19 protein-coding genes are annotated in these 18755 nt (G+C 67.9%); 10 read left to right on the top strand and 9 right to left on the bottom strand.

Going from position 1 to position 18755, the window contains the following annotated elements; translation table 11 throughout:
* Window positions 1-19: 19 nt before the first annotated feature.
* From AC1DIP_RS01565 to AC1DIP_RS01550, 4 genes are read left to right on the top strand one after another with little or no spacing between them, the layout of a single operon-like run.
* On the top strand, window positions 20-625 hold the full coding sequence (locus AC1DIP_RS01565) for a Tat pathway signal protein (RefSeq protein ID WP_477732605.1): 606 nt from the start codon (window positions 20-22) through the stop codon (window positions 623-625).
* Window position 626: 1 nt separating this feature from the next.
* Window positions 627-1838 carry a glutathionylspermidine synthase family protein gene (locus tag AC1DIP_RS01560; RefSeq protein ID WP_477732604.1) on the top strand — a complete coding sequence of 404 codons (1212 nt, stop codon included), beginning with the start codon at window positions 627-629 and terminating at the stop codon, window positions 1836-1838.
* Window positions 1835-3328 carry an APC family permease gene (locus tag AC1DIP_RS01555; RefSeq protein WP_477732603.1) on the top strand — a complete coding sequence of 498 codons (1494 nt, stop codon included), beginning with the start codon at window positions 1835-1837 and terminating at the stop codon, window positions 3326-3328. The genes AC1DIP_RS01560 and AC1DIP_RS01555 overlap by 4 nt, the downstream gene beginning before the upstream one ends.
* Entirely contained in the window at window positions 3325-4500 is a 1176-nt protein-coding gene (locus AC1DIP_RS01550; protein ID WP_477732602.1) for an acyl-CoA dehydrogenase family protein, read from the top strand. Before AC1DIP_RS01555 ends, AC1DIP_RS01550 begins: the two co-directional genes overlap by 4 nt.
* Before the next feature lie 25 nt (window positions 4501-4525).
* Here AC1DIP_RS01550 and AC1DIP_RS01545 read toward each other — a convergent pair whose 3' ends face one another.
* The 5 genes from AC1DIP_RS01545 to AC1DIP_RS01525 all read right to left on the bottom strand — a co-directional run bounded on the left by AC1DIP_RS01545 (window position 4526) and on the right by AC1DIP_RS01525 (window position 9839).
* The gene (locus tag AC1DIP_RS01545) at window positions 4526-5296 is read right to left on the bottom strand and encodes an SDR family oxidoreductase (RefSeq protein WP_477732601.1); all 771 of its coding nucleotides are present in this window, start codon (window positions 5294-5296) and stop codon (window positions 4526-4528) included.
* A 25-nt stretch (window positions 5297-5321) separates the two neighbouring features.
* Window positions 5322-6668 carry an MFS transporter gene (locus AC1DIP_RS01540; protein WP_477732600.1) on the bottom strand — a complete coding sequence of 449 codons (1347 nt, stop codon included), beginning with the start codon at window positions 6666-6668 and terminating at the stop codon, window positions 5322-5324.
* On the bottom strand, window positions 6665-7171 hold the full coding sequence (locus AC1DIP_RS01535) for a winged helix-turn-helix transcriptional regulator (protein ID WP_477732599.1): 507 nt from the start codon (window positions 7169-7171) through the stop codon (window positions 6665-6667). The genes AC1DIP_RS01540 and AC1DIP_RS01535 overlap by 4 nt, the downstream gene beginning before the upstream one ends.
* 51 nt (window positions 7172-7222) lie before the next feature.
* Window positions 7223-8386: a cystathionine gamma-synthase gene (locus AC1DIP_RS01530; RefSeq protein ID WP_477732598.1), complete on the bottom strand. Its 1164-nt coding sequence runs from the start codon at window positions 8384-8386 to the stop codon at window positions 7223-7225.
* A gap of 67 nt (window positions 8387-8453) precedes the next feature.
* A complete protein-coding gene (locus AC1DIP_RS01525; RefSeq protein ID WP_477732597.1) occupies window positions 8454-9839 on the bottom strand; it encodes a cystathionine beta-synthase in 1386 nt (461 codons plus the stop codon).
* A 59-nt stretch (window positions 9840-9898) separates the two neighbouring features.
* Between AC1DIP_RS01525 and AC1DIP_RS01520 the strand changes: the two genes are divergently transcribed.
* Window positions 9899-11086: an SLC13 family permease gene (locus AC1DIP_RS01520; RefSeq protein ID WP_477732596.1), complete on the top strand. Its 1188-nt coding sequence runs from the start codon at window positions 9899-9901 to the stop codon at window positions 11084-11086.
* A gap of 24 nt (window positions 11087-11110) precedes the next feature.
* Here AC1DIP_RS01520 and AC1DIP_RS01515 read toward each other — a convergent pair whose 3' ends face one another.
* Complete coding sequence (locus tag AC1DIP_RS01515; RefSeq protein WP_477732595.1) at window positions 11111-11521, bottom strand: VOC family protein; 411 nt, start codon at window positions 11519-11521, stop codon at window positions 11111-11113.
* A 162-nt stretch (window positions 11522-11683) separates the two neighbouring features.
* Between AC1DIP_RS01515 and AC1DIP_RS01510 the strand changes: the two genes are divergently transcribed.
* Window positions 11684-12670 (top strand): DNA-3-methyladenine glycosylase family protein, encoded by a 987-nt coding sequence (locus tag AC1DIP_RS01510; RefSeq protein WP_477732594.1) that lies wholly within the window; start codon window positions 11684-11686, stop codon window positions 12668-12670.
* A 131-nt stretch (window positions 12671-12801) separates the two neighbouring features.
* Entirely contained in the window at window positions 12802-13383 is a 582-nt protein-coding gene (locus AC1DIP_RS01505; protein ID WP_477732593.1) for a hypothetical protein, read from the top strand.
* Here AC1DIP_RS01505 and AC1DIP_RS01500 read toward each other — a convergent pair.
* Window positions 13380-15056, bottom strand: coding sequence for an AMP-binding protein (locus AC1DIP_RS01500; protein WP_477732592.1), 1677 nt, complete (start codon window positions 15054-15056; stop codon window positions 13380-13382). The genes AC1DIP_RS01505 and AC1DIP_RS01500 overlap by 4 nt on opposite strands.
* Window positions 15057-15149: 93 nt before the next feature.
* Here AC1DIP_RS01500 and AC1DIP_RS01495 point away from each other — a divergent pair, with 93 nt between their 5' ends.
* Complete coding sequence (locus AC1DIP_RS01495) at window positions 15150-15428, top strand: putative quinol monooxygenase (protein WP_141182166.1); 279 nt, start codon at window positions 15150-15152, stop codon at window positions 15426-15428.
* Window positions 15429-15496: 68 nt separating this feature from the next.
* On the opposite strand, the gene AC1DIP_RS01490 is transcribed toward AC1DIP_RS01495, so the two are convergent.
* Together AC1DIP_RS01490 and AC1DIP_RS01485 are read right to left on the bottom strand one after the other, a co-directional pair.
* Window positions 15497-15931 (bottom strand): thioredoxin domain-containing protein, encoded by a 435-nt coding sequence (locus AC1DIP_RS01490; RefSeq protein WP_476206550.1) that lies wholly within the window; start codon window positions 15929-15931, stop codon window positions 15497-15499.
* A 93-nt stretch (window positions 15932-16024) separates the two neighbouring features.
* A complete protein-coding gene (locus tag AC1DIP_RS01485; RefSeq protein WP_477732591.1) occupies window positions 16025-16579 on the bottom strand; it encodes an acyl-CoA thioesterase in 555 nt (184 codons plus the stop codon).
* 63 nt (window positions 16580-16642) lie between these two features.
* Between AC1DIP_RS01485 and AC1DIP_RS01480 the strand changes: the two genes are divergently transcribed.
* Together AC1DIP_RS01480 and AC1DIP_RS01475 are read left to right on the top strand one after the other, a co-directional pair.
* Window positions 16643-17377 carry a potassium channel family protein gene (locus AC1DIP_RS01480; protein WP_477732939.1) on the top strand — a complete coding sequence of 245 codons (735 nt, stop codon included), beginning with the start codon at window positions 16643-16645 and terminating at the stop codon, window positions 17375-17377.
* A gap of 342 nt (window positions 17378-17719) precedes the next feature.
* Window positions 17720-18718: a LysM peptidoglycan-binding domain-containing protein gene (locus tag AC1DIP_RS01475; RefSeq protein ID WP_477732590.1), complete on the top strand. Its 999-nt coding sequence runs from the start codon at window positions 17720-17722 to the stop codon at window positions 18716-18718.
* Window positions 18719-18755: the final 37 nt, after the last annotated feature.

Genomic DNA, 18755 nt, shown 5'->3' with positions numbered 1-18755 from the left:
ACCAATTGAGGGGGACGCCGTGGACTCGAACCAGAAAGACCCAAAAGAGGAACCGGAGAACGGGCCGGCGGACAACGGCAGCAGTGGCACCGGCGGCAGCGCCAAGCCACCACCTTGGCAGGTGCCCAGGCCGGACCTGCGTCCCGAGCTCCTCAACGAACCCGTCACCCCGGTGGATCCGTTTGCGCGCGAGCGGGAGAAGCAGCTCAACCAAGCGGCAGCCCGCAAGAAGCGCTCCCAGCGGCGCACTGTGGTGGTGGGCCTGGGCGTGACCGCGTTGCTGGCCGGCACCATCACGGCGGTGGTTGCCAGCAACGAGGACGACCCCGATTACGCCCAGGTCTGCTTCAACGAAGAAACCGGCGAGCGCGTGGCGGACAACAGCTGTGAGAGTTCCGCGGGCCGCAGCGGCGGCCTCTACGCCTGGTACTTCTACTCCCGCGGGGCCAGCGTTCCGGCCGTCGGGCAAAACAGGTCCACCGCCCCCGGCTACTCGAGCACCATTCCCAGCGGCGCCAAGGCGTCCACGGGCTACAGCAGCAAGGGCGGCACGGTGAGCCGCGGCGGGTTCGGTTCAAGCGCAAAGAGCGGCTCAAGCGGCGGCGGAAAGGTCTCGGGAGGCTGACGTGAAGAGACTGGCAAGCGAGCCCCGGCAGGGCTGGAAGCAGAAGATCGAAGAGCAGGGCCTGGTCTTTTCCACCACCACCATGGATGACGGGCGCCGGATCGAATACTGGAACGAGTCGGCCTACTACGAGTTCACCATGGATGAGGTGGAAACCCTGGAACTCGCCGCCGAGGACATGCACCGGATGTGCCTGGAGGCGGCCAAATTCCTTGCCACTGGGGCCATGGGCAGCATCGGCATCGGTCCGCAGGCCCTGGAACTGGCAGCTGAATCCCTGCAGGCCGGCGACGTGGACGTGTACGGCCGGTTCGACTTCATCTACGACGGCCGGGGCGGCCCCGCCAAGATGCTCGAATACAACGCGGACACGCCCACGGGGCTGATCGAAGCCGCCGTGGCCCAATGGTTTTGGCTGCAGGATGTCCACCCGGGAAAGGATCAGTGGAACGGTATCCACGAGGCCCTGATCCGGCAGTGGAAGAAATTCCAGTACCGCACCGGGATGAGCACCCTGCACGTGGCCCATTCCGAGGTGGAGGAGTCCGGGGAGGACTGGATGACCGCCGCCTACATGCGCGACGTCGCCAGCCAGGCCGGCTGGACCACCATCGGCATCAATATGTCCGATATCGGGTGGGATCCCAACCTGAACCGGTTCGTGGACCTGGACAACTTCATGATCAGCACCATCTTCAAGCTCTACCCCTGGGAGCTGATGATGAAGGAGGAGTTCGGTCCCCGCCTGCTGGAGCGCGCCCACAACCCGCGGTGGGTGGAACCGGCCTGGAAGATGCTGCTCTCCAACAAGGCCCTGCTCGCGGCCTTGTGGCACCTCTACCCCGGCCACCCCAACCTGCTGCCGGCCTACCTCACGGACCCGGGGCCGCTGAAGGAGTGGGTGGCCAAGCCCCTGCATGGCCGCGAAGGCGATAACATCCGTATCCACGCCGGGGGCCTGACGCTGGAGCAGCCCGGCGGGTACGGCCGGGAGGGCTGGTGCTACCAGCAGTACCACCCGCTCCCGGACTTCGACGGCAACCGTCCGGTCCTGGGCCTGTGGGTGGTGGACGGCGAATCCGTGGGCTGCGGCATCCGGGAATCGGACGGCCCGGTCACGGACTATTTCTGCCGCTTCGTCCCCAACACCATTGACGCGCCGGCTCCGCTTTCCGCGGTGGCCGGCTCCACCAAGGCAGGTATTACCTTATGAGCACGGACATGACGACGGCGGGAGGCCACGGCGGCGGGAGCGGCACCCCGGTCCCGGCCAAGGGGCTGCGGGCCGGGATCCTGGACCTGGGCGATTCGGTGATGCTCGGGCTGGCCTCCACCGCCCCGGTGTACTCACTGGCCGCCACCCTGGGCCTCATTGTTGCCGTCAACGGCAACTACACGCCCCTGATCCTCCTGCTCGGCTTCGTTCCGGTCCTGTTCATTGCCTACGCCTTCAGGGAGCTCAACAGTGCCATCCCTGACTGCGGCACCACGTTCACCTGGTCCCGGCAGGCCTTCGGCCCCTGGGCGGGCTGGCTGGGCGGCTGGGGCGTGGCACTGGCCGGGATCGTGGTCCTGGCCAACCTGGCGCAGGTGGCGGGGCAGTACCTGTGGCTGCTGGTGAGTGACGGATCCCTCGCACAGAACAAGCTGCTGGTCACCGGGACCGGCCTGCTGTTCATCGTATTGATGACCCTGGTGAACTACCGCGGGATCCGGCTGGGCGAGCACGTCCAGCGTGTCCTGACCTACATCCAGTACATCGCGCTGGGCATCTTTGCCTTGGCCATCGTCGTGCGGATCGTGGGCGGGGCGCCCGAGGGACAGGCCTTCGACTTCGAATGGTTCAATCCGGTGGGCGCCTTCGCCGATCCCGGCGCGGTGATGCACGGGGCCCTCCTGGCCCTGTTCATTTACTGGGGCTGGGACACCTGCCTGGCCGTCAACGAAGAGACCGAGGACCCGTCCACGACTCCCGGCCGGGGCGCCGTGATCTCAGCTTTCGTGCTGGTGGCCATCTATGTTTCGGTGGCGCTGCTGGTGATGATGTACGCCACGGTGGGCTCCGAGGGCATCGGCCTGGGCAACGACGCCAACAAGGACGACGTGTTCCTGGCCATGAAGGACGTGGTGCTCGGGCCCTGGGGCTGGCTGATCGTCGTCGCCGTGCTGGCTTCGGTGCTGTCCTCCACGCAGACCACCATCCTGCCCACCGCCCGCGGCACCCTGTCCATGGGCGTCCACGGTGCGCTGCCGGCCAAATTCGCAGAGGTGCACCCGCGCAACCAGACCCCCGGGTTCTCCACCCAGGTGATGGGCGGTGCGGCCGCAGCCTATTACGTGGCCATGAGCTTCCTCAGCGAGAACCTCCTGGCCGACTCCATCAGCGCCATCAGCCTGTTCATCGCGTTCTACTACGCCCTCACCGGCTTCGCCTGCTTCTGGTACTTCCGCGGAACGCTCCGGGGCTCGGCCCGCAACCTTTGGTTCCGCGGCATCCTTCCCCTGGCGGGCGCACTGCTGCTGACGGCCGCGTTCTTCATCTCGGCAGTCCAGATGTGGGACCCGGCCTACGGCGACACCCAGATCTTCGGCGTCGGCGGCGCCTTCGTCAGCGGCGTGGTGCTGCTGGCCCTCGGCGCCGTCCTGGCCGCCGCCTGCCGGTTCCTGCCCGCCACCCGCGCCTACTTTGAGGTGAAGCCATGACCGCCGCGCCATCAGACATCCTGGACCTCGATTCCCTGCTGTCAGCGGAGGAACTGGAGCTCCGGCAAAAGGTCCGCGACTTCACCCGGCAACGCATCAAGCCGGACATCGCCCGCTGGTATGAGGACGCCGTTTTTCCCCTGGAGCTGGCGACGGAACTGGGCGAGCTCGGCGTCCTGGGCATGCACCTGGAGGGCTATGGCTGCCCGGGCCGGTCCGCCGTCGAATACGGCCTCGCGGCCATGGAACTGGAGGCCGGCGATTCCGGCATCCGTACCTTCGTGTCCGTACAGGGTTCGCTGGCCATGACCGCCATCCACGCCTGGGGGTCGGAGGAGCAGAAGCAGGAGTGGCTGCCCCGGATGGCCGCGGGCGAGGTCATCGGCTGCTTCGCGCTGACCGAGCCAACTGCTGGCTCGGACCCTGCTTCCATGGCCACCTACGCCACAAAGGATGGCACCGGGGATGATGCCGGCTGGGTGCTCAACGGCACCAAGCGCTGGATCGGGCTGGCCACCGTGGCCGGCGTCATGGTGGTGTGGGCCATAACGGACGACGGCGTGCACGGCTTCCTGGTGCCGGCCGGAACCCCGGGCGTCACAGCCACGCCCATTAAGCAGAAACTGTCCATGCGCGCCTCCATCCAGTGCGACGTGGTGTTCGACGACGTCCGGCTGGGTCCGGAGGCCCTGCTGCCGGGTGCACGGGGGCTGCGCGGCCCGTTCACCTGCCTGAACGAGGCCCGGTATGGGATCGCCTGGGGTGCCATGGGCGCCGCCCGGGATTCCTACGAGGCAGCACTGGACTACTCGCTGGAGCGGTTGCAGTTCGGCAGGCCCCTGGCGGGCTACCAGCTCACGCAGCAGAAACTGGTGGACATGCTGCTCGAGATCCAGAAGGGCACACTGCTGGCCCTGCACCTGGGCCGGCTCAAGGACGCGGGGACCATCCGGCCCGAACAGATCTCGCTGGGAAAGCTCAACAACGTCCGCGAGGCCATCAGGATCGCCCGTGAAGCACGGACCATTTTGGGCGGCAACGGCATTACCACGGACTACTCGCCGCTGCGGCACGCCGCGAACCTGGAATCGGTCCGGACCTATGAGGGTACCGACGAGGTGCACACCCTGGTCCTGGGCCGGCACATCACGGGGCTCGGCGCCTTCCACTGACCTCGTGGTGGCGGGGCGGAAGGGGCTACGCGGAGAAGCCGCCGTCCGCTTTGATCAGCTGCCCGGACACCCACCGTCCGGCCGGTGAGAGCAGGAAGGCCACGGTTCCGGCAACGTCCGCAGGTGTGCCAAGGCGGCCGCCCGGCTGCTGCGCCGTGAGCTCGCCGCGGATCTCCGGGGTCATCCAGCCGGTATCCACGGGCCCCGGGTTGAGGACGTTCGCGGAAATCCCCTGCGGGCCCAACTCCCGGGCAGCGGCGATCACAATCCGGTCCAGTGCCCCCTTCGAGGCGCCGTAGGGAAGGTTGAACGCTGTGTGGTCACTGGTCAGCGCGACGATCGCGCCGCCGTCGTCCGTTGCCTGCCGCGCGAAAGCGGCAATCAGCTGCCAGCTGGCGCGGGTGTTCACGGCAAAGTGCCGGTCGAAGGATTCCACCGTGGTGTCCAGCACGCCTGAGTCAACGGATTCCGCGTGGCTGAGCACCAGGCCCTGCAAAGGACCTGCCAGCTGGGCGGCCTCGGCCATGAGCCGGTCCGGGACCCCGGGATCCTGGAGGTCGGCGGACAGGACGTGGACCTTGGCGCCAATCGCCTCCAGCTCCGCGGTCAGGCGGACCACGTCTTCGGGTTCGCTCCCCCACGGCATGCGGGCGTCGTAGTCGGCCCAGTAGGACAGGACCAGGTCCCAGCCGTCAGCCGCGAGCTGGCGGGAAATACCGGCACCGATGCCGGCCAGCCGGCCCACCCCGGTGACCAGGGCAACGGGACGGGCAGGGACGGGTGCAAGGGGCTCCATCCGACCAGCCTAGCCGCGCCAGGTGTCAGGCCGCCGCGGGCTCAGCTTCCCGCGGACTGTTGTGCCGGCGGATGGTGGCGCTGATGACGGCGGCGATGGTGCACATGGCGGCGGCGCCAAACCAGGCGTAGGTGTAATGCCCGGTGGAATCACGGAGCGCCCCGGCGGCGATGGCGGCCGCGGCCGCCCCGAGTTGGTGGGCTGCAAAGACCCACCCGAAGACTACGCTGCCGTCCGCTCCAAACGTTTCACGGCAGATGGCCGCCGTGGGCGGGACGGTGGCCACCCAGTCCAGGCCGTAGATCACCACGAACACGATCATGCTGGGCTGGACCTCGGCATTCAGCAGCAGCGGAAGCACCAGCAGGCCAATGCCGCGGAACTGGTAGTAGACGGCCAGCAGGACGCGGGGGTTGAAGCGGTCCGTCAGCCAGCCTGAGGCGATGGTGCCGATGATGTCGAAGATCCCGACGACGGCCAGCAGGCCCGCGGCGGTGGTCTCAGGCATACCGTGGTCGTGCGCGGAGGGGATGAAGTGGGTGCCGATCAGGCCGTTGGTGGTGGCGCCGCAGATGGCGAAACCTGCCGCGAGGGCCCAGAAGGTCCTGACCTTGCTGGCGCGCCGCAGCACCTGGAGGGCGCGGACGGCGGCGTTGGTGCGGGGTCCGCTGTCCTGGACCGGTGCGGCCTCCTGAGCTTCGACGTCCACCGGCCCGGCACCATACGGCAGCACCCCGACGTCGGCCGGCGAGTTCTTGAGGAACTTCAGCACCAGCGGGACCACGGCCAGGGCGCCTGCGGCGATCAGCAGCGAGGCCTGCCGCCAGCCGGGGTCCTGGGCAAGCATGGCGATGAAGGGGAGGAAGACCAGCTGTCCGGCGGCGCTGCCGGCGGTGAGGATGCCAATCACCAGTCCGCGGCTTTTGGTGAACCAGGTATTGGCGATGGTGGCGGCGAAGACCAGGGCCATGGAGCCGGTTCCGAGACCGATCAGCAGGCCCCAGGTCAGCAGGATCTGCCAGGACTGGTTCACCAGGACGGTCAGGGCGCTGCCCATGCCGATCAGGACCAGGGCGGTTGCCGTCACGGCCCGGATGCCGAAGCGTTCCATCAGGGCTGCGGCGAACGGGGCGGTCAGGCCGAAGAGCACCAGGTTGATGCTGACCGCAGATGACAGGACCGTGGTGGACCAGCCAAACTCCTGCTGGAGCGGGACCATGAGCACGCCGGGGGCAGCCCGGAAACCTGCCGCGCCCACCAGCGCCAGGAAGGCGACGGCAGCGACGATCCAGGCGGGATGCAGGCGGCGGAGCGGTCCGCGCCGGGTGTGGAACGTTGCCGTGTCCGCGGCTTTCCCGGGCAGGGCGCTCACGCGGCCGTTCCGTTCCCTGCGGCGGTGGACAGCCGGATGGGCTGTTCGGACCGGGAGCGGCTGTGCCAGCTGGTGTTCGCCGCGGTAAGCCGTTCCCCGCATTCGGTGCAGGTATCGGCCGAACTGGTGGCTTTGCCGCAGCCTGAATGGATGACATACAGGTGCGCCTGGTCGGACGGTGCGGGCAGGTGCTTTTCCGCCCAGAGAGTGACCGCATTCAGGACCGGGAGGGCGTCTTCACCTTTGGGGGTGAGGACGTACTCCTGGCGGGTGCGGCCGCCGTCGTCGTACGCCGTCTTTTCCAGCAGTCCGGACTCCACCAAGCCTGCCAAGCGTTTGGTGAGGACGGAGTCCGCCACTTCCAGCCGGCTCTTCATGGCGTCGAAGCGCCCGTTGCCGAAGAAGACCTCGCGCAGGACCAGGATGGACCAGGGGTCACCCAGGATGTCCAGGCCGCGGGCCATGCTGCAGTTGCGTTGGGACCAGTCGGAGCGAAGGGGCATACCGGAAACGCTAGTTGACTTTCTTCAAGAAAGCCATAGGTCTGTGTATCGTTACGGGATATTCGAGAAGGCCTGGTCCAGGTCCGCGATCAGGTCTTCCTTGTCCTCGATGCCGCAGGAAAGGCGCAGCAGGTTCACGGGGACGGCCAGTTCCGTGCCCTTGACCGAGGCGTGGGTCATCTCGGACGGGTAGTTCATCAGTGACTCGATGCCGCCGAGGGACTCCGCCAGGGTGAACACGGAGGTGGACTCGGCCACCTTGCGGGCAGCGGCTTCACCGCCTTTGAACTGGACGGAGACCATGCCGCCGAACTTGCGCATCTGCTTTTTGGCGAGCTCGTGGCCCGGGTGGTCCGGCAGGCCCGGGTACAGGACGGCCTCAACCTCGGGGCGCTCCAGCAGCCACTCGGCCACGGCCTGGCCGTTTTCGCTGTGCCGGTCCATCCGGACGCCCAGGGTCTTCAGGCCGCGGGTGGTCAGGAAGGCATCCATGGGTCCGGACACGGCTCCGACAGCGAACTGCACGAAACCGATCTTCTCCGCCAGTTCCGCGTCCTTGACCACGACGGCGCCGCCCACCACGTCGGAGTGGCCGCCGATGTACTTGGTGGTGGAGTGGACCACTACGTCGGCACCCAGGGCGAGCGGGTTCTGGAGGTAGGGGGACGCGAAGGTGTTGTCGACCACCAAGAGGGCCCCGGCGTCGTGCGCAATGTCGGCGAGCGCCACGATGTCGGTGATCTTCATCAGCGGGTTGGACGGCGTTTCCACCCAGACGAACCGGGTCTTGTGCGCAGCCACCGCATGGCGGACCCGGTCCAGGTTGGCCATGTCCACGGGGGTGTTGCCGATCCCCCAGTCCCCCAGCACCCGGCTGATCAGCCGGTAGGTGCCGCCGTAGGCATCGTTGCCCAGGACGATGTGGTCGCCGGGGCGGGTGAGCGCGCGGATAAGGGCGTCCTCCGCGGCGAGCCCGGAGCTGAAGCTGTAGGCATGGGTGCCCAGTTCCAGCGCCGCCAGCTGTTCCTGGAGCGCGTCCCGGGTGGGGTTGCCGCCGCGGCCGTACTCGTAGCCGCTGCGCAGGCCGCCGATGCCGTCCTGGGCGTAGGTGGAGCTGAAGTGCAGCGGCGGGACCACGGCGCCGGTGCGCGGTTCGAAGGCCTGGCCGGCGTGGACGGCGCGGGTGTTGAAACCTTGGTTTCCAGAGACAGTCATGATGCTCCTTCCAAAGGGTGGGTGGGCTTGTCGAAACCGGGGTTTCGGCAAGCCCAACCACCGGATATTAGTTGCTGAGGTAGGCCAGCAGGTCGTGCCGGGTGAGGATGCCCACGGGCGCGCCCACGAACGTGACCATCAGGGTGTCCGCGTCGGAGAGCAGTTCCCTGGCCGCGGAGATGGTTTCCAGTGAGCCGATCACGGGAAGCTTGGGCCCCATGTGTTCGGAGATCTTGTCCGTCAGCTTGGCTTCGCCGCGGAACAGTTTGGCGGTCAGGGTGCGCTCGTCCACGGCGCCCAGGACCTCGCCCATGACCACTGGTGGTTCCTGTGAGAGGACCGGGATGTGGCTGACGCCGAACTCGTTCATGATGTTGATGACGTCGCGCACCGACTCGTTGGGGTGGATGTGCACCAGGTCCGGCAGCTCGCCGTTCTTGGATTTGATGACTTCCCCCACGGAGGTTTCCTCGCCGCCGGAGAGGAACCCATAGGAGCGCATCCACTGGTCGTTGAAGATTTTGGCCAGGTAGCCGCGGCCGGAGTCGGGCAGGATGACCACGACGACGGCGCTTTCCGGCAGGTCCTTGGCCGCCTGCAGTGCGGCTACTACGGCCATGCCGGAGGAACCGCCCACCAGCAGGCCCTCCTCCCGCGCCAGGCGCCGGGTCATGGCAAAGGAGTCTGCATCGGAGACGGCGATGACGTCGTCCGGAATGGTCTTGTCGTAGTTCGCCGGCCACATGTCCTCCCCGACGCCCTCCACGAAGTACGGGCGCCCGGTGCCGCCTGAGTAGACCGAGCCTTCCGGGTCCGCGCCGATGATCCGGACCACCCCGCCGTCGGACTCCGGCCTGTCAGCCGAAACCTCCTTGAGGTAGCGGCCGGTGCCGGTGATGGTGCCGCCGGTGCCGGCGCCGATGACGCAGTGGGTGACCTTGCCGTCGGTGTCGCGCCAGATCTCCGGGCCGGTGGTCTTGTAGTGGCTGCCGGGCGCGGCAGGGTTGGAGAACTGGTCCGGCTTGAAGGCACCCGGGGTCTCGCGGGTGATCCGGTCCGAGACGCCGTAGTAGCTTTGCGGGCTGTCCGGCGGAACGGAGGTGGGCGTGACCACCACTTCGGCGCCATAGGCCTGCAGCACGGCACGCTTGTCCTCGCCCACCTTGTCCGGGACCACGAAGACGCACTTGTAGCCCTTTTGCTGCGCCACGAGCGCCAGGCCAACCCCGGTGTTGCCTGACGTGGGCTCCACGATGGTGCCGCCGGGCTTCAGCTTGCCCTCGCGTTCGGCGTCCTCGATCATCTGCGCCGCGATGCGGTCCTTGATGGACCCTCCGGGGTTCAGGTACTCCAGTTTGACCAGGACGGTGGCCTTGATGCCTTCGGTCACGTGGTTGAGTTTGATGAGCGGGGTATTGCCGATGAGGTCCAGGATGGACTGGGCGTACTTCATAGGTACAAAGCTACCGCTTCCTGCACGCCGATCCCTGCCTCGGATGGGAGGATAGCCCGGTGAAGCAGTTCGCATGGCTGAAAGCCGTCCGCAGCTACCTGCTGCCCGGCGCAACCCTGGCCGCCGGCCTGGCCACCCTGGCATTTGGCGTACTCCCCCTGCCCGCGTTCGGGGACCTGGCCACCCGGACCATTCCCATCCTGGCCTTCGTGCTGGCCATGTCCCTGGTCACCGAACTGGTGGACGAGGCAGGGCTGTTCCGGGTGGTGACCGACCGCCTGGCCGCACTGGGCCGGGGCCGGGTCTTCCTGCTGTGGCTCCTGGTGGTGGCGGTGGCCACGGTGTCCACGGTGTTCCTGTCCCTGGATACGACCGCCGTGCTGGTGACGCCCGTGGTGGTCCTGCTGGCCGTCCATGCGCGGATCCCGCCGCTGCCGTTCGCGCTGACCAGCATCTGGCTGGCCAATACCGCTTCCCTGCTGCTGCCGGTGTCCAACCTGACCAACCTGCTGGCGCAGGACCGGCTGGGACTGAGCCCGTGGCGCTTCGCCGGGCTGGTGTGGGCTCCGGCCCTGGTTGGCCTGCTGGTCCCGCTCGGCCTGCTGTGGCTGGCGTTCCGGCGGGACCTGCGCGGAACTTACGGGCCCCAGCCTGCCCGTCCTGTCCGCGACCGGACCCTGCTGAAAGCCGCTGGGATCACGCTGGTGGTCCTGCTGCCCGCGCTGGTGTCCGGACTGCCGGTCCAGTACCCGGCACTCGCGGCCGCCGCCGTCCTGGTGGCGGTCTTCCTCCGGCGCCACCCCTCGGCCCTGCGGTGGTCCATGGTCCCGTGGCGGCCGCTGATGCTGACGGTAGGGCTGTTCATGCTGATGGAGGCCCTGCACGCGCACGGCCTCACCACCCTGCTGGCGGGTGTGGCCGGGACCGGGGACAGCCTGCCCGCCCTCCTGCAGCTGGCCGGGCTGGGCGCCGGGGCGGCCAACCTGGCGAACAACCTTCCCGCCTATCTGGCCCTGGAACCGGTGGCAGGCTCGCCTGCCAGGCTCGCCGCCCTGCTGATCGGGGTGAACTTGGGACCGCTGGTGACGCCGTGGGCTTCGCTGGCCACGCTGCTGTGGCATGAGCGGCTCCGGGTACTGAATGTCCCCATCAAATGGGGCGGTTTCGCCGCCGCGGGCCTTGTGGCGGTGGTGCTGACCGTGCCGCTGGCCGTCCTGGCTCTGTGGGCCGTGTCCGGGATGCCCTGAGCCGGCGGAATCAGCTGCCCGGGATCAGCTTCCGGCGGCCTGGCCGCCACCCTCGCCTCCGGGAAGGTTCTCCCAGAGGCCCATCACGTTGCCCTCGGGATCCTTGAAGTAGGCCGTGAAGCCCATGCCGGGGATCTCGTTCTTTGGCATGACCACCGAGCCGCCCAACGCCTCCACGCTCTTGAGCGTGGCGTCAATGTCCGGCACGTCTACGGTGATGACCGGGGCGGTGATCTGCCCTTCCCTGGCCATCATCCCGCCGTTGATGGCGCCCGCGGCCGCCGGCGGGCCGTCGTCGTCCATGTCCGTGGTGATGACCATGCTGTAATCCATGCCCGGCACCGGTTCGATCCGCCAGCCCAAGGCCTCCTGGTAGAACTTCCTGGCCCGCTTCTGGTCGTCCGCGGGAATCTCGAAATGCACTACTCCGCCCATGGTTGCCTTCCGTGTTCCTGTGCTTCCCTGTTGGTTGGGTGCCTGGTGCGCCGGATGCCCGGCTGCCCGGGTGCCGCACGCGGTGATCCTATTCCGGTGCCGGGAAGCGCAGAAGGGCCGATGGTCCCGCCACTGTCGGCGGTCCGTGGGACGATGGAAGGCATGACGATCGCAGAGGCACCTCCCCGGCTGGCCGCCGAGGCGGACGTGTCCCTGCGGTGGTATCCGGATGGTCCTTACAGCCTTTCCCGGACCCTCGGCCCGCTCCTGCGCGGCAACAGCGATCCGTCCTTCTGCGTCCAGGGGGACGTCATCTGGAACGCGTTTACGACGCCGGAGGGCCCGGCCACCATGCGGCTCGCCCCCGCAGGCGGCGGCGAAGCGGGCGCCCCGCTGGTGGACATCCAGGCATGGGGGCCCGGCGCCGCCGCGGCCGTGAAGGCCGCGCCCCGGCTGCTGGGTGCCGACGACGACTGGCAGGGTTTCGACGAACCGGCCTTCCACTCGACCCTGCCGCGCACGGTGCGGGAGGCCCGCCGCCGCGCCCTTGCAGTTCGGCTGCCGTCAAGCGGGCGGATGGTGGACCAGCTGGTGCCGATCATCCTCGAACAAAAAGTAACGGTCATCGAGGCGCGGCGCGGCTACCGCTACCTGGTGCACCGCTACGGAACCCCGGCACCGCGGGCCGGTGTGTCTACGCCGGCCGGCCTGGTGGTGGCGCCGACGGCGGCGCAGTGGCTGCAGGTTCCGAGCTGGGAGTGGCACAAGGCAGGCGTGGGTCCCCAGCGTTCGGCGACTGTCATGCGTGCGCTGCGCTCCGCCGTCGCGCTTGAACGCCTCGCGGCGCTGCCTGCGCTGGAGGCCGGGGAAAAGATGCAGGTCATTCCGGGGATTGGGGTGTGGACTGCCGCCGAGGTGGTCCAGCGCACCCATGGCTGTCCGGACTCGATCTCGGTGGGCGACTACCACCTGGCGGCCTACGTGGGGGCGGCCCTCACCGGACGCAGGACCGACGACGCCGGGATGCTCCGCCTGCTGGAGCCCTGGCGGGGGCACCGGCAGCGCGTGGTCCGGATGATCCAGGCCACCGGCTTCCGCAAGCCCACCTTTGGCCCGCGGATGACCATCCAGGACCACCGGGGGCACTGACCTGCACGGCACTTCCGGCCGCCTGGAACCGCTTGATCTCCGCGCCAGAGGGTACGGAGCCCGTATAGGGTGCCACACCCGTCCGGCTGGACGGCACCAGGCTGGCAGGCAACGTCGACCGAAAGGATCCCATGAGCTCCGCAACAGGCAGCAACAACCCCAACTCCGAGGACGTGCCCGGGACATCCCAGGATCCCGCCGTCCTGGATCCGGACGACCAGGACCCGGACGCAGAGCAGAAGCTGAAGCTGCAGCTGGCCATCTTCGACGTGTCACGCGACGCCGGAGGCAGGAGCCTGGAGGAAATCCGGGACATGCTGCTCGCAGCCTTCGCCGCGCGGGGAGTTGCGGCACCCCCCGCGACCTGGGTGGAGTCCGTGGCGTCGTCGGCGTTTTACGGTGAGCCGTACATCATCGACTACCCCACGGCCGTCGCCGCGGACAACCTGGAACCGGCCCCGAATCCGGAGGTCCGCGAGCGGCTCGCCGCCCGGCGGGACCTGCGTGAGGTGCAGCTCCCACCCGGAATCTTTCCCTCCCGGGAGGAGTGGAACATCCCTGCCAACGAGGTCACTGGCGCGGGCAGCACCCGCACACTCTCGCCGGCGGGTTGGGAAGGCAGGGCAGCACTGGCCGTGGCAGCGCTGGCAGCGGTGGCCATCGCCGCAGTAGTGGCCGTTCGGGCCGGCGCGGGCCGCCGCCGGAGCTCCTAGAGGCCCAGCCGGACCACCGCTTCCTCGCGCATCTGGACTTTGCGGATCTTCCCCGAGACCGTCATGGGGAAGTCTTCGCGGACCTCCACGTAGCGCGGGATCTTGTAGTGCGCCAACCGCCCGCGGCAGAACTCTGCGATGGCCCCGGCGTCGAGGGGCCCGGCACCCGGCTTGAGGATGATGCACGCCATCAGCTCCTCGCCGTACCGGGTGTCCGGGACCCCGATGACCTGGACGTCCTGGATGTCCGGGTGGGTGTAGAGGAATTCCTCGATCTCGCGGGGGTAGATGTTCTCGCCACCCCGGATCACCATGTCCTTGATCCGGCCTTCCACCACCACATAGCCGTCGTCGTCCATGCGGGCCAGGTCCCCGGTGTGCATCCAGCCCTCCGCGTCGATGGCCTCGGCGGTCTTGTCCGGCTGGTTCCAGTATCCGGCCATGACGGCGTAGCCGCGGGTGCAGAGTTCGCCGATCTGCCCGCGTTCCAGGTCTTCCCCGGTGGCAGGATCCACAATCTTGCTCTCCAGCTGCGGCATGGTGCGGCCTACCGTCTCGGTCCGCTGCTGCATCGTGTCCCCTTTGCGCGTCATGGTGGACACCGGCGAGGTCTCGGTCATGCCGTAGCAGATGGCCACGTCCACCATGTTCATCTCCGCAATGACCCGGTTCATCACCTCGATGGGACACAGCGAACCCGCCATGACGCCGGTGCGGAGCGTCGAGAGATCGTACGAATCGAAATCGGGCAGCGCGAGCTCGGCGATGAACATGGTGGGCACGCCGTACAGGGAGGTGCCGTGGAAGTCCTGGACCGCTTCCAGGGCGGCGGCGGGCGAGAAGCCACGCCCCGGGATGATGGTCGCGGCGCCATGGCTGAGCGCGTTCAGGTTGCCGATCACCATCCCGAAGCAGTGGTAGAAGGGCACCGGAATGACCACCCGGTCATGCTCCGTGTAGCCCAGCAGCTCGCCGATCGCGAAGCCGTTGTTCAGGATGTTGTGGTGGGTCAGCGTGGCGCCCTTGGGGAAGCCGGTGGTGCCGGAGGTGTACTGCAGGTTGATGGGATCGTGCGGGCTGAGTTCGGCCATGCGGGCCTTCAGGACGGCGTGCCCGACGGCGTCAGCGCGCTTGAGCAGCTCAGCATAGGTCAGCTCCGCGTCGCCTTCGGGGCTGCCGGCTTTCAGAGCGTCCAGGCCGTGGTCCGGAAGGAAGACGAGCTCCTGCAGGTCCGGGCAGGTGAGGAGGGCCTGGCGGCCCATGGCCACGTAATCGCTGTTGGCGTCCGACGGCGCCGTGACCAGCATGCGCATGCCGTTCTGTTTGACCACGAATTCAAGTTCATGGCTGCGGTAGGCCGGGTTGACGTTGACCAGGATGGCGCCGATCTTGGCGGTGGCGTACTGCAGCAGCGTCCATTCGGCGCAGTTGGGGCTCCAGATGCCTACCCTCTCCCCCTTGGCGACACCCAGGGCGAGGAGCGCGCGGGCCAGCCGGTCGACGTCGTCGTTCATCTTGGTATAGCTCCAGCGGCGGGCGTCAGCGCCCGGCACAGGTGCGGCCTCGATGAGGGCATCGTGGAGCGGAAACTGTGCGGCGACGCGCTCAAAGTTCGCGCCAATGGTTTCCTCCAGGAGCGGGACGTCAGTGTCCCCGGCTGTATAAGCACGCATGATGGCACGCTACCAACAGGATCCCGGCAGGAGAAGCATGCCGGCACCGCAACACTGCCGGTTCATTCCCGGGCGCCCGGTATTGTGAAATCCATGAGTGCACCCATTGACCTGATAGCAACGTTCATCCCCAACGACGGCGAGTTCCACCGCGTCAAGCTGGCCCTGGAAATCGCCATCGACGAGGTGGTGAAGGAGCCAGGCTGCATCCAGTACGAACTGACCGAAGCCACCGAGGAGAAGCTGGTCCTGACGGAGCAGTGGGCCTCCCAGGAAGACCTCGACAGGCACTCCAAGGGCATCGCCGTGCAGGACCTGAACGAATCGCTGAGCGCGCTGCTGGCCGAACCGGTCAAGGTGGAACGCGTCTAGCGCAGCCGTCAAAAAGCAGGATGCGGGACCTCCGGAGGGAGGTCCCGCATCCTGCTTTTAACCGGGTCTTAGAAATCGGGGATCTGCGTGCCATCCTGCGGTCCGCCCTGGCCGGCAGGCTTGGCCGCTGCGGCTGCCGCTTCCTCGCGCTGCTTGGCCACATGGGCGTGGACTTCTTCCATGTCAAGTGCCTTCACGGCGTCCACCACCTGTTCCAGCTGCTGGGCGTTCAGCGCGCCCGGCTGGGAAAACACCAGCACCTTTTCGCGGAAGGCCATCAGTGTGGGGATGGAAGTGATGTTGGCCTCCGCCGCGAGCTGCTGCTCCGCTTCGGTGTCCACCTTGGTGAAGAGGACGTCCGGGTGCTTCTCGGAGACGGTGGAGTAGGTGGGCCCGAACTGCTTGCAGGGACCGCACCATTCTGCCCAGAAATCGACCAGGACAATGTCGTTTCCTTCAATCGTCGATGCGAACTGTTCACCTGTGATGTCAAGGGTAGCCATGTGTCCACGGTACGCGCCCGGCCCGGGACTGTCGCGGTTGTTCGCTCCCCGCGTCATTGGGAATACCGGGAGGGACGACGGCGGCCGGCGGCGTCAGGCGGTGGCATCCCAGAGGTGCGGGGCCGGTGTGCGGCTGCCGGGGAGGGCACTGGAGGAGCGCCATGCGTGGATCCATTCGGGGAGGACCAGGTCCTCCGGCGGGGTGCCGAACTCCGCGAGGATGTCGTCCTGGCCGACCGGACCACCCTTGGTGACCAGCCGGGTGGCGATGTAGGCACGGGCGTAGATTTCGCCGTCGGCCACCATCCGCTGCTCGAAGAAGATCGCCTTGGTGTCCAGCCCGATGATGCGGGTCTCGATGGCGTACTCCTGCCACAGCTGCAGCGACTTGCGGAAGGAGATGGTTTCCGCCGACACCACCGGGCTCCAGCCGCGGCGGCGCATCCGCTTCCAGACACCACTGCGCACCATGAGGTCGAACCGGCCCAGGTCCATCAGGGACAGGTACATGCCGTTGTTGACGTGCATGGCAATGTCAATGTCGGTCGGCAGGACGCGCAAGGACAGGGACACCGGGTCCCACACCCCTGACTGCGGACGGCGGCCGGAGCGGAAGAGCAGGAGGAGGGTTCTCAGGAGCAGGTGCATGCCCCAATGTTACCCGCGGGTAACATTTTCCGGCAGGGCCTTCGCCGGCCCATCCGCCGTAGGATTTCGTGCATGCGCTACCGGGCCCTGGCGGAGTGGCCCCTCATGGCGACCGCGCTGGTGTTCCTGGCCGCGTACGCCTGGCAGGTCATCGGCCGGATCGAGGGGGCCGGAGCCGAGTGGCTCGAGGGCGTGATGTGGGTGACGTGGTGCGTCTTCGTCCTGGACTACGTGGCGAACCTGTGCCTGGCGGAAAACCGCCGGCAGTGGTTCGTGAGGAACCTGCACGAACTGGTGATTGTTGCGCTGCCGTTCTTCCGGCCCCTCCGCCTGCTGCGCCTGGTGACCTTGCTGTCAGTGCTGCACCGGACCGTGGGCGAGACGCTGCGCGGCCGGGTAGTGACGTATGTGGCGGCATCCGCGGCTTTGCTGGTGTTCGTGGGGGCCTTGGCAGCCTTGGACGTGGAGCAGTGGGCGCCCGGCGCCAGGATCACCACGTTCGGCGACGCCCTGTGGTGGGCCACCGCCACCATCACCACCGTGGGTTACGGGGACATGTACCCTGTCACGACCATCGGCCGGCTGGTGGCCGCAGCCCTCATGATGAGCGGCATCGCGGTCCTCGGTGTGGTGACGGCGTCCATCGCGTCATGGCTGGTCCAGCGGGTGGAGGACACGGCCGAATCAGTGGCGGAGGCTGTAGAGGAACCGGTACGGATTGAAGTGGCCGAACTGGTCAAGGAGATCGCCCTGCTGCGGCGCGAGATCGCGGAACTGCGGGAACGCCGGCCGCTGTAGCGGCAAGTATCCAGGCAACCGGCGTCGAGTAGCAGTCCCGCTCCGGGCGAGTAGCGGGCCCTGAAAGTCGGGTAATCCCTACTGGTGCCCGGCCCCGGCATGCTTCCTAGACTCGGGATTCCTAGGACCAAACATGCACGGGCAGGTCCACCGGGTGGCTTCCGGACGTTCCTGCCTTCACGCGGAGCTCCGCATTTTCTGGGTATGCGGATGACTCCATACTGCGCCGCCATTGGCTCCGGCTCGCTGCCGGGGCCGGCGGCGCAATGGCATCTCGATCCGTCCGGCGCCCTGGCGTGCACCGCACCTCCACGGCTTGGACCGAAACCTGATGGGCAACCCATGAAACAGCCAACAATCCCCTCCCCCGACGGCGCGAGCAGAAGCTTCGCCACCGACGAACCGCGGACCGACCTCACCACCGCCCGCCCGGTCATCAGCAACAAACTATGGGCCGGCATGGCCACCGCCGCGGTGGTGGCCGCGGTAGGCGTCGGCGCACTTGCAGCACCACCGGCGTCCCTTGACGGGAGCGCAATGGTGGCGACCCAGGTGACGGAGGCGGCCGCACCGCCACCGCCACCGCCCAGCGCCGCAGCCGAGCCAGGTGACGCGGCCGGGCCTGCTGCTGCAGCAGTGCCCGCCGCCGCGGCACAGCCGGAGGCGCCCCCCGCGCCACCAGTGGAGCCTGCTCCCGCGCCGGCTCCGGCACCTGAGCCGGCACCCGCCCCCGCACCTGCCGGCGACCCCAACCTGTACACGGTGGTCCCGGGAGACACCGTGGGAGCGATCGCAGCCGCCCATGGCGTGGACATGAACGCGATGCTGGCCGCCAACGGGCTGAGCGCCTACAGCATCATCTACCCGGGCGGGACGCTTCTGTTGACAGGCCCGCCCGTCGCCGTCGCCGAGCCCGCACCTGCTCCGGCTCCCGCGGCCGCCCCCGCCGCCGCGGCACCGGCGGCTGCCCCGGCACCCGCCCCGGCTCCCGCCGTCGTGCCGGCTGCTCCTGCCGTCCGGACCATCTATGTGGCGGGTTCGGGCGGCCAGTCCATGGTGGACGCGTGCATCGGACCGATCCACTACACACCCAATGACGGCTTCTCGCTGTTCATCACCGAGCACGATTTCTGCGGTGGGTGGGCAAGGTTCTCGGGCATCGGCGTGGGTGAGACGGTGAGCATCCCGGGTTATGGAACGTACACGGTGACCGGGCGAGGCACGGTCCCGAATCCCGGAACCACCAATGACGTCATCGCGGTCTTCGGCGGCTTCCCCCGGGCTATCCTGCAGACCTGCATTCCGGGAACCAGCACGATGCTCCTGATCGCGCTGAACTGACAGCTGACGCGGCGCTGCTGCCCAGGAATTCCACGGC

This window comes from Pseudarthrobacter sp. 05T312, from assembly GCF_056396685.1.
This window is presented reverse-complemented; position numbering and strand designations above follow the sequence as displayed.